At 71.0% G+C, this 13,993-nt stretch carries 15 protein-coding genes, 1 tRNA gene and 1 pseudogene; 9 read left to right on the top strand and 8 right to left on the bottom strand.

Annotated elements, in window-relative coordinates; all coding sequences use genetic code 11:
• Positions 1-717: 717 nt before the first annotated feature.
• The 3 genes from DXZ73_RS38125 to DXZ73_RS15225 all read left to right on the top strand — a co-directional run bounded on the left by DXZ73_RS38125 (position 718) and on the right by DXZ73_RS15225 (position 2,660).
• Positions 718-782 (top strand) — tRNA-Ser (locus tag DXZ73_RS38125).
• Positions 783-951: 169 nt separating this feature from the next.
• Positions 952-1,572 carry an RNA polymerase sigma factor gene (locus DXZ73_RS15230; protein ID WP_116211536.1) on the top strand — a complete coding sequence of 207 codons (621 nt, stop codon included), beginning with the start codon at positions 952-954 and terminating at the stop codon, positions 1,570-1,572.
• Positions 1,569-2,660 carry a CU044_5270 family protein gene (locus DXZ73_RS15225; RefSeq protein ID WP_116211535.1) on the top strand — a complete coding sequence of 364 codons (1,092 nt, stop codon included), beginning with the start codon at positions 1,569-1,571 and terminating at the stop codon, positions 2,658-2,660. Before DXZ73_RS15230 ends, DXZ73_RS15225 begins: the two co-directional genes overlap by 4 nt.
• A 74-nt stretch (positions 2,661-2,734) precedes the next feature.
• On the opposite strand, the gene DXZ73_RS15220 is transcribed toward DXZ73_RS15225, so the two are convergent.
• Positions 2,735-3,892 (bottom strand): RNA-guided endonuclease InsQ/TnpB family protein, encoded by a 1,158-nt coding sequence (locus tag DXZ73_RS15220; RefSeq protein ID WP_240351354.1) that lies wholly within the window; start codon positions 3,890-3,892, stop codon positions 2,735-2,737.
• Positions 3,893-3,910: 18 nt separating this feature from the next.
• Between DXZ73_RS15220 and tnpA the strand changes: the two are divergent.
• Both tnpA and DXZ73_RS15210 read left to right on the top strand, forming a co-directional pair.
• Positions 3,911-4,349: pseudogene (tnpA, locus tag DXZ73_RS15215) on the top strand (IS200/IS605 family transposase).
• Positions 4,350-4,513: 164 nt separating this feature from the next.
• Positions 4,514-5,227, top strand: a complete 714-nt coding sequence (locus tag DXZ73_RS15210) for an HNH endonuclease family protein (protein ID WP_205519171.1) — start codon at positions 4,514-4,516, stop codon at positions 5,225-5,227.
• A gap of 28 nt (positions 5,228-5,255) precedes the next feature.
• On the opposite strand, the gene DXZ73_RS15205 is transcribed toward DXZ73_RS15210, so the two are convergent.
• The gene (locus DXZ73_RS15205) at positions 5,256-5,885 is read right to left on the bottom strand and encodes a hypothetical protein (protein WP_116211533.1); all 630 of its coding nucleotides are present in this window, start codon (positions 5,883-5,885) and stop codon (positions 5,256-5,258) included.
• Positions 5,886-6,121: 236 nt separating this feature from the next.
• On the opposite strand from DXZ73_RS15205, the gene DXZ73_RS15200 reads away from it, so the two are divergent.
• Positions 6,122-6,484, top strand: coding sequence for a hypothetical protein (locus DXZ73_RS15200; protein ID WP_116211532.1), 363 nt, complete (start codon positions 6,122-6,124; stop codon positions 6,482-6,484).
• A 68-nt stretch (positions 6,485-6,552) separates the two neighbouring features.
• Here the strand turns inward: DXZ73_RS15200 and DXZ73_RS15195 are convergent, their stop codons facing one another.
• Positions 6,553-7,350, bottom strand: coding sequence for a polyphosphate polymerase domain-containing protein (locus tag DXZ73_RS15195; RefSeq protein ID WP_116211531.1), 798 nt, complete (start codon positions 7,348-7,350; stop codon positions 6,553-6,555).
• Positions 7,347-7,979: a DUF4956 domain-containing protein gene (locus DXZ73_RS15190; RefSeq protein WP_116211530.1), complete on the bottom strand. Its 633-nt coding sequence runs from the start codon at positions 7,977-7,979 to the stop codon at positions 7,347-7,349. The genes DXZ73_RS15195 and DXZ73_RS15190 overlap by 4 nt, the downstream gene beginning before the upstream one ends.
• Positions 7,980-8,284: 305 nt before the next feature.
• On the opposite strand from DXZ73_RS15190, the gene trxA reads away from it, so the two are divergent.
• The 3 genes from trxA (at position 8,285) to DXZ73_RS15175 (ending at position 9,831) form a co-directional block, all read left to right on the top strand.
• Positions 8,285-8,683, top strand: coding sequence for a thioredoxin (gene trxA, locus DXZ73_RS15185; RefSeq protein WP_116211529.1), 399 nt, complete (start codon positions 8,285-8,287; stop codon positions 8,681-8,683).
• Entirely contained in the window at positions 8,676-9,338 is a 663-nt protein-coding gene (locus tag DXZ73_RS15180) for a histidine phosphatase family protein (protein WP_116211528.1), read from the top strand. Before trxA ends, DXZ73_RS15180 begins: the two co-directional genes overlap by 8 nt.
• 67 nt (positions 9,339-9,405) lie before the next feature.
• Positions 9,406-9,831, top strand: coding sequence for an OsmC family protein (locus DXZ73_RS15175; protein WP_116211527.1), 426 nt, complete (start codon positions 9,406-9,408; stop codon positions 9,829-9,831).
• Between the two features lie 48 nt (positions 9,832-9,879).
• On the opposite strand, the gene DXZ73_RS15170 is transcribed toward DXZ73_RS15175, so the two are convergent.
• From DXZ73_RS15170 to DXZ73_RS15155, 4 genes are all read right to left on the bottom strand, one after another.
• Positions 9,880-10,440, bottom strand: a complete 561-nt coding sequence (locus tag DXZ73_RS15170) for a class F sortase (RefSeq protein WP_116211526.1) — start codon at positions 10,438-10,440, stop codon at positions 9,880-9,882.
• Between the two features lie 413 nt (positions 10,441-10,853).
• Positions 10,854-11,432, bottom strand: coding sequence for a hypothetical protein (locus tag DXZ73_RS15165; protein WP_425315840.1), 579 nt, complete (start codon positions 11,430-11,432; stop codon positions 10,854-10,856).
• 149 nt (positions 11,433-11,581) lie between these two features.
• Positions 11,582-13,393 carry an AfsR/SARP family transcriptional regulator gene (locus tag DXZ73_RS40085; RefSeq protein WP_162890176.1) on the bottom strand — a complete coding sequence of 604 codons (1,812 nt, stop codon included), beginning with the start codon at positions 13,391-13,393 and terminating at the stop codon, positions 11,582-11,584.
• Between the two features lie 213 nt (positions 13,394-13,606).
• On the bottom strand, positions 13,607-13,945 hold the full coding sequence (locus tag DXZ73_RS15155) for a DUF4190 domain-containing protein (protein ID WP_116211523.1): 339 nt from the start codon (positions 13,943-13,945) through the stop codon (positions 13,607-13,609).
• Positions 13,946-13,993: the final 48 nt, after the last annotated feature.

The following is a 13,993-nucleotide window of genomic DNA, read 5'->3' as shown; positions in this document are numbered from 1 at the left end:
GCCTCACAGAAAGGGCAGGTCAGCGCATCAACGGGTGATGTGGAGTGGTGCACGTCACGCAATCGAAGGTGGAGGGTGGCGGGCTGATCAATGCGCCATAGGTGGTCGATTGCCCAGCTTTCTACCCTTGGCCAATGCGGGAGGCAGCTCTAAATATGTACCTGTCCAACGCTCCTCGGATGGGGATCCCGGGTCGCTGAGGTTGGAGGCGTCGGACCTTCGTGCGGCCGTGCGGTCCGTGTGAGCGGTGGGCTGGGTGGTGCAGCCATCTCTAGCGGTGTCGCTCATGCCTAATTGGGTCTGAAGGGGCAATAGCTGCCATTGGCCACTCAAGCTGTCGAAGTGGTTCAATATCCCCTTCGGGTTGGGTTGAATAATGGCCGAAAGTGATCACTGGGGAGGTGCCGCCCTCCGGCTCCGATGCTGTGGGTCCTGGGATAATGATCATGAGTGCACCTCGTCCGAATGTGGCGACGAGGATCTGAACCAAGGGCACATGGGAAAGTGAATCCGCTGTTCGCGTCCACCAGGGGTTCGGTTAGCCCTGGTCAGTGAGCGGGTCGGGCCTGCGGGTCTCGCTGCGGGGTGCGCAGGGGGCCGCTGCGGGGACGCTGCGGGGACGGAAGGCCGGATAACGGGTGGGACGCCCCGGGAACGGGGTGGACACCACACAGCCTCTGACCTGCGAGCATGGGAATATCGGGGCCTAGGCGGAACGGGACGGGAAGATCCTAAAAGGACTCATAATCCGTCGGCCGTGGGTTCGAGTCCCACCCGCCCCACTTTGCGGCTCAGGTGCAGAAACGTTGCGACCTGGTCTTACGAGGCCCCGCCCGAAGTTTTCGGGCGGGGCCTCGTGCATGTGGCGGCACGGCCGGGCGCCGGACGGGTGTGACCCGCGTCACGGGAACGGCTGTCCTCGGGCGGACAAGACTGGGTGTGAAACATTCGATGCACGACCGCATACGGGGCGGCGACCCCGGCGCGTTCCGGCAGTTGTTCGACGAGCACGCGCGGCTGGTCCACCGGCACGCCGTACGGGTGACGGGCGACTGGGCCCTGGCCGAGGACGTCGTCTCCCTCACGTTCCTGGAGGCCTGGCGGCTGCGCGAGAAGCTGCGGGACGAGGGCGAGAGCGTACGGCCGTGGCTGATGGGCATCGCGGTGAACGTACTGCGGAACACCGCCCGCGCCGCCCGCCGCCATGAGCGGGCGATGGCCCGCCTGCCCGCGAGAGAGGCGCTGCCCGACTTCGCCACCGAGCTCGTCGGGCGGATGGCCGACGCCGAGGAGCTCGCGGCGGCCAAGGCGGCCCTGGGCAAGCTCCGCAGGTCGGAACGCGAGGTCGTCACCCTCTGCGTCTGGTCCGGCCTGAGCTACGCCGAAGCGGCCGAAGCGCTGGACGTGCCCGTGGGCACCGTGCGCTCGCGGCTGTCCCGGGCGCGCGCACGGCTGCGCAAGCTCGCCGAGCGCGAGCTGCGGCAGATGGCCGCCGACGCCCCCCGGCCGCCCCGGCCCGTATCCGACACCACCGCCCCGGCCCGCCCGAAGAAGGAGGAACGGAACCGATGACGTCCGACCCGAAGCGGCGCAACGACCCCTTCAAGGGGGAGCCGTTCACGCACGAGTCCCTCGACCACGCCGAGTTCGACCTGCTGCTGCCCGCCCCCGGCGACCCCGCCCTCCCGGCCGACCGGCACACGCTGCTGAAGGAGCACCTGATGGACGAGATCACGCGCACCGCCCCGGCCGCCGCCCGTCCCCGCCTCCGTCGCACCGCCTGGATCGCCCTCCCCGTCGCGGCCACCCTCGTCGCGGGCGCCATGGCGATCAGCCAGTGGGGCCCGGGCGCCGATGCCCACGACGGCGTACGGGCCGGTGGGGCCACGGCGGAGCCCGAGGTGCTCAGGCTGGAGCCCGGCACCACCGAGGGCCTGCCGGCCGCCGTCGAGCGCATCTCGCTCGCCGCCGCGAAGCAGCCCGCCCTGGAGCCCCGGGCGGACCAGTTCATCTACGTCGAGAGCAAGGTGTCCTTCCTCAGGGGCGAGAACAACAACGGCAAGGAGAAGAACTGGATCACCCCGCTCCACCAGCGGCAGATCTGGGAGTCGCCCGACGGCACCAAGGGGTTCCTCTACGAGCCCGGACACGGCCTCATCGACAAGAAGGGTGAGGATCTGGACGACGGCGAGCACGGCACCGGCGACCACCGGCACTCCTACAACAGTCTGAAGGAGCTGCCCACCGACCCCGACGCCCTGCTCAAGCGGCTCTACCAGGGCGGGAAGCCGGGCGACCACGACGCCGACTGGATGGCGTTCAAGGAGATCGGGCAGCTGCTCCAGGAGCAGATCGCGCCGCCGTCGACCAGCGCCGCCCTCTACAAGGCGGCCGCCAGGATCCCGGGCGTCACGCTGGTCGACAGGACCGTGGACGCGGCGGGCCGCCCCGGCATCGCGATCGCCTTCACCATCGGCGACAGCCGCAAGGAGTGGGTCTTCGACAAGAACACCTACGACTACCTCGGCCAGCGCGAGGTCCTGCTCAAGGCGGCCTACGGCATGGAGCCCGGCACGGTGACCGGCCAGACCACGGTCGTCCGGCGCGCCGTGGTCGACGCGAAGAAGGAGCTCCCGGACGGCAGGAAGGTGTCAGCTTGACCCGGCCGTAAAGGACCGGGCTTGGAGGTAGTGCCCAACTGGCTGCTGGGTTGGCTCCTCCGTCCAGACACCCCTTACGGGGTGGCAGGGACGCGTGACTCACGCCCCGCAGTCCACACGGTCTCGCCCTTGCGGCCGATGTTGTGGGACGCGTTGTCGTCCGCGTGCATGAGGGCCCCGCAGGACCGGCAGGCGAACGTTGCTTGTGACGGGCGGTTGCGCCGGTCGATGTGACCGCACTGGGAGCATTGCCGGCTGGTGTACGCCGGATCGACGTACACCAGCGGCACCCCGGCCCGCTTCGCCTTGTACTCGACGAAGGCGGCGAGCTGGTGGAAGCTCCACGAGTGCAGAGAGGTCCGCTGGTCCTTGCGGAGCCGTACCCGGCTGCGGATGCCCGTGAGGTCTTCCAGGGCGATACCGGAACCGGTGCGCTCAGCGGTGGTGACGATGGTCTTCGAGATGACGTGGTTGACGTTGGCGGTGTGCCGGGCTTCCTTGCGGGAGCGCTTCTTCAGGAGGCGCTTCGCGGACTTGGTGCCCTTGGCCTGGAGCTTCTTCCGCAGATCGAGCTGTCGTTTCCGGTGCCGGTTCAGGCCGCGCCCGGCAGCCCGGTAGCCGGTGGAGGTGGTGGCGATGTTGTTGATCCCGAGGTCGACGCCGATGAACCCGCTGGGCTCGTACTGCTCGGCCTCGGGGACGTCGCAGACAGCGATCAGGTAGAACACGCCGTCGCGTTCGATCAGATCGGACTCGCCCTTGCGGTGCTCGCGAAGCAGCTTGAGCGCGTCCGGACAGCAGGCGAAGCGCACGTTCTTGAGCCGTCCGGCCGTCGTCCAGATCGACACCGTCCGGGCGTCGTACTGCCAGGACAGGCACCGGTCGTCATACGGCTGCGCCGCCTCGGGCCGGAACGCGATGGGCTTCGACTCCGCCCTGGCCCTGCGCTTCGATCCGGGCCTGCCCAGGTTCCCGGCGCGGATGTTCGCCTTCAACGTGGTGTAGGCGTCACACGTCTTCTTGATGACGTGCTGGGCGGCCTGCGCCCCCAGCCCGCGCGCCTTCAGCTCGGCATAGGTGTGCTTCCGCAACTCGTACTCACGCGGGACACCACGCTCGAACGCCACACCGGACACCCAGCACGCGGCCTCATTGACCGCACGCAGGGTGGCGCGCAGCGCGGCGGCCTGGTCGGCCTCCGGCATCAGCTTCACCTGCGCCACGACCTTCACACTCGCGATCGTAGATCTATGTCACCAGGCTCGGAGCCAAACCCCAACATCCGCAGGGGCCGTGCGGTCATCTACACCCTCCACACCCACTTGGTCTTCACACCCAGACCGGCGCGGTCCGTTCACCGACGAGATCCTCCGACGATGCGAAGAAGTCATGCGCGCCGTCTGCGCCGACTTCGAAACCGAGCTGATCGAGTTCAACGGCGAGACCGGTCAAGTGCACCTCCTGGCGCACTATCCGCTGAAGGCTGCCCTGTCCCGGCTGGTCGGCTCCCTCAAGGGCGTATCGGCCCGTCGCCTCCGGCAGGAGTTCCCCGGGCACGTCCGCCGGTACCTGTGGGGCGGACGCTTCTGGTCCGGCTCCTACTTCGCCGGATCGTGCAGCGCGGCACCACCGACTGTCGTACGCCAGTACATCGAGGAACAGCAGCGCCCCGTGGTTCTGCAACCTTAGGCGCCCCACTCTCGCCACTCCTTGCCCTCGGGGGATGTTCGCGTGAGGGTGGGCCGATATGGGCATATGGCGGCCCCTGAGTGATCATTTACGGGGCCGGGGCGGGTGCTCTCCCGTCCGGTCCGCGCAGGTATGTGCTCCGATACGAAACGAGGCCGTCTCCCGTGAACCCCCGCACCACCCGTACAGCTCTCGCCGCGGTCCTGCTGGCCGCCGCCCTGGCCGGATGCTCCTCGGCCGGGGAGAAGGACAAGGGCGGGCCGGGCACCGCGCGGGCGGCCCTGGCGGAGCTGCCGGTGAAGAAGGCGGCGGCCAAGTCCGGCTACGACCGGGAGGCGAAGTTCGGCCCGGCGTGGTCGGACTCGACGTCCGCCCCCGGCTCGGGGAACTCCTGCGACACCCGCAACGACATACTGGCCCGCGATCTGACGGACAAGAAGTTCAAGAGCGGCTCGAAGTGCGTGATAGACGCGGGGACGCTGGCAGACCCGTACACCGGCGGGAAGATCCGCTTCGAGCGCGGGCGGAAGACGTCGTCGGCGGTGCAGATCGACCACATCGTCGCGCTGTCGAACGCGTGGCAGACCGGGGCGCAGAAGCTCCCGCAGGCGCGGCGCGAGGCACTCGCGAACGATCCGCTCAACCTGGTGTCCGCGGACGGTCCGGCGAACATGGGCAAGGGTGACAAGGACGCGTCGGCCTGGCTGCCCGCCAACAAGGGGTTCCGCTGCACATATGTGGCCCGGCAGGTGGCGGTGAAGAAGGCGTACGGGCTGTGGGTCACCGAGGAGGAGCGGGACGCGATGCGGAAGGTCCTGGAGGGGTGCCCGGGGGAGACGCTGCCGGACGGTGACGCGAAGGGGGTCGCGCTGCGGTAAGCCCCCGTCGCCTCGGCCGGTGTCGTGGTCATGGGGAATGGCGGGGCTCCTGGAGGGCCGAGTGGAGAAAGGGCAGTACGCCGCGTTCCAGCAGGGCCTGCTGCCATTCCTGCCGGGAGCGTGCCACTTCCGTCTCCGTCTCCGGCTGCGCCTCGTCGTCCGGGGCGGGGCGCTGCCGTACCGCCGCGACGAGCAGCGTCGCCCCCGCGGCGGCCGCGGTCGCCGCCGCGACGACGGCCGTCGTCCAGCCCGCGGTCACCAGTCCGTCCGCGAGGTGCTCCTGAGTGCCGGTCAGCCGCAGCCCGTAGCCGAGCAGCAGGAAGGCCGCGGAGCCCACCGCCGCCAGCGTCGGCACGAGCACGCCCAGCGCTCCCAGCAGCCCGCCGCCGAAGCCGCGCACCGACCGGCCGTCCGGCGCCGGCGGGGGTGGGTCCTCGGGTGCGGTGGTGCGCGTCCGGAGGTACGCGCGGTACTCGTCGGCGGCCGTGGCCGCGATCTCCACGCGGGCCCGGAGCGCCATCGTGCGCAGCTGTTCGGCGCTGACCGGCGCGGTGCCGCCGCGCACCGCGTCCCTGATCTCGGGGAAGTGCAGTGCCTGTTGAACGACGTGTTCGAAGTCGGGTGTGTCCTCCACCCTCAAGTGGTCCAGACTGTCCATGGGCGTCCCCCGATGGCGTTGGCGTGACGGACTCCATGAAACTTCCCCAGTTGCGCAACCTCTAAAGTGTCTTGGGAGCGGGAGGATCGCACGGCGGGACGGGGCGTGCTTCCGCGCTCGCCTTGATCGAGGGCCAGAGCGCCGGTACTCTCCTCCGGCCTGTGCCGCAGCGGCCGCCACGGCCAAGGAAACACGCAGGTCACGACCGTCTACGGACCGTAAGGACAGAAACGAAGATGATGCACCGGATCGCACGCTCGATAGTCGGCGCCTTGGTCGTCGCGATGGCCGTCATGGGCCTGACGGCCACGGCGACCCACACGGCTGCCGCGGCCACCGCGATCCGCCCGGCAGCGGCCGCGGGACCGTCCGACGCGTCCACGGGCGATCGGGGCAGCGCGCCCCGGACGGCCGCCGCCGCCCCGGCGACCGTCGAACTGGCCTCGAAGTCCGAGAAGAAGAAAAAGAAGAAGGGCTTCTTCGCGAAGCTCGGCAAGTTCCTGCTGATCGTGGGGATCCTGATCGTCCTGTTCCTCGTGCTGCTGATCGTGGGCATCATCTACGCCGCGAAGAGGATCTTCAGGCGGCGTCGCGGCTGACAACGGCCTGCGGGCACGCAAACGCCGGACGGGCTTGGTTCTTCTGCCCGTCCGGCGTTTCGCTTTTCTCAGGCAGGCGTCCCGAACGCGTGGTGTGCGTTTCGGCGCCAGCGGTTGCCGGGCAGGCCGGGGCGCAGCCATGCGAATGAGCTGCAGTATTTGGTGAAGACGGCCGGTCGGATGCCGTAGGTGTGCAGCAGTCGGTCGGCTTCGGTGAGGTGGCCTGTCGTCTTGGTTTCGACCAGGACAAGTTCGGTGTCGCAGTGGGCTGTTCGGTGTGTGTGGAGGTCGTTGCAGGTCAGGCCTGCGTCGCAGGTGATGCGTTCGCCGTCGGCGACGAGGGTGGCGCGGAGGTAGTCGGTGCTGAGGGAGGGGTGCAGTGCGGTGGGTGGGTCGATGCCGTAGGCGTGGTGGAGGGTCTGGGTGAGGAAGGTGTGGCAGGGGGTGTCGAGTGGGGTGGTGGTGCCGGTGAGGGGGCGGCGGTGTTTGACGGTGTCGCCGCGGGCGCCTTTGAGTTTGATCTCGAACTGTCGCTCTCCGGTGTCCTGGTAGACGCGTTCGCGGATCTTGAAGCGGAGGCGTCGGCCCTGGCGGTGGTCGTGGAAGGAGCGCAGCCGGGGGGTGTCGTAGTAGACGGAGTGGTAGCGGAAGGCGCGTCTGCCGTCGATGGTCAGTGCCCGGAAGGGGCCGCCGGGCCGGTGCGGGTCGGTCAGCCGTCCGGCCATCCGCAGGAACACCGGAGCGGGGACGAGATAGCTGCGGTCGAAGCGCGCGAGCAGCTCGGCCCGCGCGTTGACCTCGGCGAGCGAGACGGGTTGCGCTGCGTGGGCGGCCTCGGTGATGGCCCGTACGGCCCCCGGGCTCACACCGACTCCCAGGCGGGTGCCGTGCTGCGGGCCGGCTCGGCGGGCGCGGCCCGGCGGGCGCCCGCGCCCTGCTCGGGCTCGCGGTAGCGGACGTCGACGACGGTCAGGTCGCGCACGAAGTCCACTTCCATGACCGTCCAGTTGAGGGGCTCGCCGAGCCGCCGGGCGAGGTCGGCGCGCAGGGCCGCGGGGTCGCTGTGGACGGCGTCGAGGGTGACGACCGCGCGGCGGGTGCGGGCGAGCAGCCGGGGGTGGTCGGCGACGTAGATGACGAGCAGCAGCACGGCGCTGAGCCCGGCGGTGAGGCCGAAGGCCAGGTGCGGCAGGCCGCAGAGCAGGCCGAGGACGAGCGTCGTGAAGTAGTACGCGACCTCCTCGTGCTGCACGGAGTCGGAGCGGAGCCTGATGATCGACAGCACGCCGAACAGGCCGAAGCCGAGCGCCGTGCCACCGGCGCCGCTCATCTCGGCGAGGGCGGCGACGACCGTGAACAGGGCGACGTTCAGCGCCAGATAGGCCGGCACCAGATCGCGGCGCCGATGGCGCGGGTAGTAGACCGCGAAGGTGAGCAGGCAGACGGCGACGAGGTCGAGCCCCAGATGCGCCGCGAGGTGCCGGAAGGAGTCCATCGCTTCACTGCTCTCTGTGAGTGGTCGGGTCTCTCCCGTGGGGACGGGGAAACGCGGGACACGACGAACTCTGGGTGAACAAGTGCTCGCTTTTGAGTGAACAATGCGAATCCTTGATGGAGGCGGAACATGAGTGTCCGGAACGGCACCGGCCGTGACGCGTTCGACGTTCTTGTGGAGGCGCGCCCCACCCCTCGACCGGATGACGGCCCACGTCGCGGGGCACGGAAGGAATAGCGCCCGGCGCTGCCTGGTTGGCGGTGCTGGGGTACTCGACCGAGAGAACCGGAAGCAGGTAGTCACGCATGGGCAGCAGCACGGTGGAGCTCACCAAGGACAACTTCGACGAGATCGTCTCCGGCAACGGATTCGTGCTCATCGACTTCTGGGCGGAGTGGTGCGGCCCCTGCCGGAACTTCGCCCCCGTCTACGAAGGGGCCGCGGGGCGCCACGACGACCTGGTCTTCGCGAAGGTCGACACCGAGGCCCAGCCCGAGCTGGCCGCCGCGTTCGAGATCCGGTCGATCCCGACGCTGATGATCGTGCGGGACAACATCGCCGTCTTCGCCCAGCCCGGCGCGCTGCCCGAGGCCGCGCTGGAGGACGTCATCAAGCAGGCCCGCGCCCTGGACATGGACGAGGTACGGGCCTCCGTGGCGCAGGCGCAGGCCGAGCAGGGCGGGGAGCAGCGGACCGGTGAGTGAGCTCCTGCTGGTCCGGCACGGCGAGACCGAGTGGAGCCGCTCCGGGCGGCACACCGGACTGACGGACATCCCGCTCACCGAGCACGGTGAGCACCAGGCGGAGGCGCTGCGCCCGCTGCTGGCCGGGCGGCGGATCGCGGCGGTGCTGGCCAGCCCGCTCAAGCGCGCCATAAGGACCGCCGAGCTCGCGGGCCTGGACCCCGAGACCGAGCCCGACCTGCACGAGTGGGACTACGGCGGCTACGAGGGCGTCACCACCGACGAGATCCACCGCACCCGGCCCGAGTGGTACCTCTGGGACGACGGTGTCCCGCCCGGGGCCGCCGGGCACCCGGGGGAGACGGCCGCACAGGTCGGCGCCCGCGCCGACCGGGTGCTCGCCCGGATCGCCCCCTTGCTGGACGACCCCGACGGCGGGGACGTGGTGCTGGTCGCGCACGCGCACTTCCTGCGGGTGCTCACCGCCCGCAGGCTCGGCCTGCCGCCCACCGCGGGTGCCCTCTTCCGGCTGGACACCGCTACTGTCAGCCGCATCGGCACCGAGCACGGGCGCCCGGCGCTCGTCGCCTGGAACCTGCCCCCGTCCACGGACACCGGCCGGGGCCCGGGCGGCGAGCGTGTCGGAACCGGGCCCGGAGCCGTGACCGGCCGATGATCGGTGGCGGTCGGAGGACCGCCCCCGATCTTGATATGTCCCATTGATTCCATGGAGGAACGACAACGTGGCTACGACCCGCACCGCGCACACCGTCTGGGAAGGCGAACTGCTCAAGGGCAGCGGCACCGTCACCTTCGACTCGTCCGGCATCGGTGACTACCCCGTCTCCTGGCCGTCGCGCGCCGAGCAGGCCAACGGCAAGACCAGCCCCGAGGAGCTGATCGCGGGCGCCCACTCCAGCTGCTACTCGATGGCCCTCTCGCACGGCCTGACCGGCGCCGGTACGCCCCCCACCCGCCTGGAGACCAAGGCGGACGTCACCTTCCAGCCCGGTGAGGGCATCACCGGCATCCACCTCACCGTCCGCGCCGAGGTGCCGGGCCTGGACGCCGAGGGCTTCGCCGCGGCCGCCGAGGACGCCAAGAAGAACTGCCCGGTCAGCCAGGCGCTCACCGGGACGACGATCACCCTGACGGCCGAGCTCGTCTGAGCCGTCGCCGTGAGGCCGGGGGCTGCGCAGCCCCCGGCCTCACGCGTGTCACGCCTTGAGTGCCGCGTAGACGATCAGGTTCTGCACGGGGTGCCCCTTCGCGTCGAGGTCGCCCGCGCAGGTCACCAGGCGCAGGACCCGCTCGGAGGTCTTGCCGTAGACCTTCTGCGTCGGGAACGCGTTCTTGTCGACCGTCTCCGTGCCGGTCACCGAGAAGCGCAGCACCTTGCCGTCGCCGCGCTCGACGTCGATGGCCGTGCCCTTGCCGACCTTGCCCAGGTCGTGGAAGACGGCCTTGCCGTCCCGGGTGTCGTTGTGCCCGATGATCACGGCGGCGCCGGGAGTGCCGGGCTTGGCGCTGCCCGTGTACCAGCCGGCGGTCATGCCCTTCTCCGGCGGCGGCACCTGCACGGTGTCGTCGCTGTTCAGCCCGAGGCGCAGCAGGCGGCTGGCCACGCCGATGTCCGGGATGGAGATCTTGGACGGCTCCTCCGTGGCGGCGGGGGTTCCACTGTCCTCTGTGGTGCGGGTGCCGCCGAGGGAGCAGCTGGTGGCCAGCGTTGCGGCTGCCGCCGCGAGGGCGAGCAGGTGGAGGCGTGTACGGGGCATGGAGCCACGCTAGGCACTGGCCGTGCGGGCTCACCTCGGGTAAACGGCCAGTTCCGGCTCCGCCTAAAGGACGAGGCGGGCGGGTTTTTCCCCTACCCGCCCCTTCCCGCAGCGTCTGATGCTCGGCTCCGCCGAGGCCGGGGCTCAGCCCCGGACCCCGGTCGGGTGCGGCCCGGCGGTTTGTTCCCCACCCCGCCCCTTCCCGGCTGTGTCGATTTGCGGCTCCGCCGCGTGGGGGCTCCGCCCCGGACCCCGAAGCACGCTTCGCGCGCTGTCCTCAAACGCCGGACGGGCTGAAATTGCGCACCCCCCGGGGGGCTGGGGGCGGAGCCCCCTCACGCGGCGGAGCCGCATATCGGATGCAGTCGGGAAGGGGCTGGGAGGGGAACAAGCCCGCCGCAGGCGCGACGTGCCTACAGCAGCCGCTGGAACAGCCCCCACGTGAACTCCGCCACGCGGTCGCCCTCAGGAGTTGTGAAAGCGAGCTGCCAGCGCGTCGGCGCCGTGCCTTCCATGGGGCGGGCGGGAGCGAAGGCGCGGGCCACCTCGTCCACGGTGCACGACCAGGGGAGCAGGTCACCGGCCGTGCGCAGGTCCGGGCCGGAGGCCCCCGGCGCGCGGACGAGCCACTCGTTCCAGATCGCGCCGCCCGGCGCGGCGAGCACCTCGAAGCGCAGGTCGGGCCAGAGCGGCACCGGCCACGTCAGCGCCTCGAAGGTCAGGTCGCCGATGCGCCGCTCGCCGACGGTCTCGGGCGGGCCGAGCACCGAGCGGTAGCGCGCGCCCGCGCCGCGCCGCCGCGGCGAGTGCAGCATGGCCTGCCAGCGGCGATTGGCCTCCCGCATCCCGGACCGGTCGACGCCCAGCTCGCGCAGGGCGTCCTCGACCAGCCCGGGCTGGTGGTCGGCCATCCTGCGCAGCAGCACGAGCTGGAAGCCCAACGGGCCGAAGTCGGACGGGGAATCCCGGTCGGGATCAGGCACTGGACTCATGGGGTCCATCGTCGCGCACCCGTCGCTCCCCGCGCGCGCGTACCGCGGACGACTGATTTCAGCCCGTCCGGCCTTTGAGGACAAGCGGCGCAGCCGCTTCGGGAAAAGCCCGCCGCAGGCGCCCAGGACCCGCACCCGGAAACGAAGCGTCACCCACACCCGCGCACGAACAAGCGCATCAGACCCTGGAACCCGTACACCCCCATCCCCGGCGCCCCCAGCACCCCCGCGTCGACCAACGACTCCAGCAGCTCCTCCGCCTCCCGCACGCCCACCCCCAAGCACGCCGCCGCCGACCCCGGCGAGATGTCGGCCGCGTCCGTCCGCGCGAGCGACCGCAGCGCCCGCGCCCGCTCCGCGCCGAGCCGGTCGTGGTCCTTGGCGTACGCCGACTTCAGCGCCGCCCCGCCGGACTTCAGCTCCGAGAAGAGCCGGCCCTCGTCCGCCAGCCGGTCCGCCAGGTGCGCGACCGTCCACGCGGGGCGTTCCACGAGCCGCGCCGCCGCGCTGCTCAGGGCCAGCGGAAGCCGCCCGCACAGCTCCGCGAGCCGCGTCCAGTCGTCTTCGGGCGCCGCCCGGCGCTTGCGGCCCGAGGTCAGGGCGAGCAGTTCCCGGGCGTCGGCGGGGGAGAGCACGTCGAGGGGCAGGTGATCGGTGATCAGCGGCATCGGCAGCGGCCGCCGGGCGGTGGCGATCACCCCGGCCGTGGGCGCCCCCGGGAGCAGGGGAGACAGCTGCGCCGCCGAGGCCACGCCGTCCAGGATCACCAGGATCCGCCTGCCGACCAGCAGCGAGCGGAACGCGGCGGAGCGCGCCTCCAGCCCGTCCGGGATGTCGCCGACACGCATCCCGCACGAGAGGAGGAACTGCCCGAGCACCGCGGCCGGTTCGGTGAGCGGCCCGTCCAGCCGGGCGTAGAGCTGGCCGTCGGGGTAGTGCTCCGCCACCCGGTGGGCCACGTGCAGGCCCAGCGCCGTCTTGCCCACCCCCGCCATGCCGGACACCAGGCACACCGGGACGCCGTGCCGGGCGGGCGCGGTCAGCGCGGCGACCATGGTGGCGGCGGCCGCGTCCCGGCCGGTGAGATGCCGCAGGGCGGGCGGCAGCTGACCCGGGCGGACCATCCGGGGGCGTGCCGGTCCCGGCCCGCCGTCGGGGGAGTACGGCGGGATGGCGCGCGGCTCGTCGTCGCGGTCGCCGTTGAGGATGCGCCGGTGCAGCTCCCGCAGTTCCGGGCAGGGCTCGATGCCGAGCTCGGCGACGAGCGCGCGGCGCGCCTCGGCGAACGCCCGGAGCGCGTCGGCCTGCCGGCCCGAGCGGTACAGGGCCCGCATCAGCAGGGCGTGCAGGCTCTCGCGCAGCGGGAACCGCCCGACCGCCGCCGTGAGTTCGGAGGTCAGCGCGGCGTGCCGGCCCAGCTCCAGCTCCAGGGCCCAGTGCTCCTCCATGACGCCGATGCGCTGTTCCGCGAGGATCGGCCGGTTCTCCTGGGCCCAGGGGCCCGCGATGCCGCTGAGCGGTTCGCCCCGCCACAGCGACAGGGCCCGCTCGAAGAGCCCGGCGGCCCCGTGGAGGTCGCCGAGCTCGCGCCTCTCCCGCGCCTGGTCGACCGCGGAGGCGAAGGCGTGCACGTCGACGTCCCCCTTGTCGATGCGCAGTTCGTAGCCGCCCTGCCCGGAGGTGAGGACGCTGGGGTGCGTGCGGGGGGTGCGCTCGGGTTCGAAGACCTTGCGGAGCCTGCTGGCGTAGGTGGAGAGCAGGCCGGACGCGCACCCGGGTGGACGTTGGCCGTACATGCCGTCGATGAGCCGGTCCCTGGGCACCGGCCCGCCCTGGGCGGCGAGCAGCGCGAGGACGGTGCGCTGCTGGGGCGTTCCCAGGTCTATCTCCGCCTGCCCGCGCCAGGCGCGGACCGGCCCGAGAAGGCTGATGCGCAGGTCGTCACCGGGGGCTTTCGTCATGCGGCCGCCTCGTTCACCATTGCGGGGATCCACGGCGCCGAAGGCACGGACGCCGGCCGTCGGGGTCACTCGGACATTCACCATGGACCGGTCATATCCATGGGCGATCGACAGTTGATGAATGGACAGATGTCCTATACATACGGCTGTCCACTACATACGGCCGTCCAGGCGCCGCCCACCGTACCGCCCCGGGGCCGGGCCACTCGCCGGTCACTTCCCGGTGAGGTGCTGACGGACGCACTGCGTGTATTCGTGGAGGCTGTCGGGCCGGTAGCACTCCTGCGTCTTGTTCGCGTACCAGACCATGAACACGGCGACCAGGCCCGACACCACGATCGCGAGGGACGACGTCACCACGGCGGTGACGGCCTTGTGCCGGCCGGCGCCGGTCCGCCCGGACGTCATCAGGGCGGCGATGCCCAGGATCAGGCCGATGACGGCGAGCGGGCCGCCGATGACGACGACCGAGGTGAGCAGGCCGGTGATGCCCAGCACCATGGCGGCCGTGGCCAGGCCGTTCTTCGATGTCTGTATCTCTTGCGCGTTCATCGGCCGTTCTCCTGTCAACTGGTCAGGAGGCGATTGTGAATTCCGGGG

Source organism: Streptoverticillium olivoreticuli subsp. olivoreticuli (genome assembly GCF_003391135.1).
GTDB classification, from domain to species: domain Bacteria; phylum Actinomycetota; class Actinomycetes; order Streptomycetales; family Streptomycetaceae; genus Streptomyces; species Streptomyces blastmyceticus.
The sequence above is the reverse complement of the archived record's forward strand: the minus strand, read 5'-3'. Positions and strand labels throughout refer to the sequence as shown.

Coding starts and splice junctions, on each gene's coding strand:
- DXZ73_RS15230 (WP_116211536.1), top strand. CDS start 952: ATGCACGACCGCATACGGGGCGGCGACCCCGGCGCGTTCCGGCAGTTG.
- DXZ73_RS15225 (WP_116211535.1), top strand. CDS start 1,569: ATGACGTCCGACCCGAAGCGGCGCAACGACCCCTTCAAGGGGGAGCCG.
- DXZ73_RS15205 (WP_116211533.1), bottom strand. CDS start 5,885: ATGGACAGTCTGGACCACTTGAGGGTGGAGGACACACCCGACTTCGAA.
- DXZ73_RS15200 (WP_116211532.1), top strand. CDS start 6,122: ATGATGCACCGGATCGCACGCTCGATAGTCGGCGCCTTGGTCGTCGCG.
- DXZ73_RS15190 (WP_116211530.1), bottom strand. CDS start 7,979: ATGGACTCCTTCCGGCACCTCGCGGCGCATCTGGGGCTCGACCTCGTC.
- trxA (WP_116211529.1), top strand. CDS start 8,285: ATGGGCAGCAGCACGGTGGAGCTCACCAAGGACAACTTCGACGAGATC.
- DXZ73_RS15170 (WP_116211526.1), bottom strand. CDS start 10,440: ATGCCCCGTACACGCCTCCACCTGCTCGCCCTCGCGGCGGCAGCCGCA.
- DXZ73_RS15165 (WP_425315840.1), bottom strand. CDS start 11,432: ATGAGTCCAGTGCCTGATCCCGACCGGGATTCCCCGTCCGACTTCGGC.
- DXZ73_RS40085 (WP_162890176.1), bottom strand. CDS start 13,393: ATGACGAAAGCCCCCGGTGACGACCTGCGCATCAGCCTTCTCGGGCCG.
- DXZ73_RS15155 (WP_116211523.1), bottom strand. CDS start 13,945: ATGAACGCGCAAGAGATACAGACATCGAAGAACGGCCTGGCCACGGCC.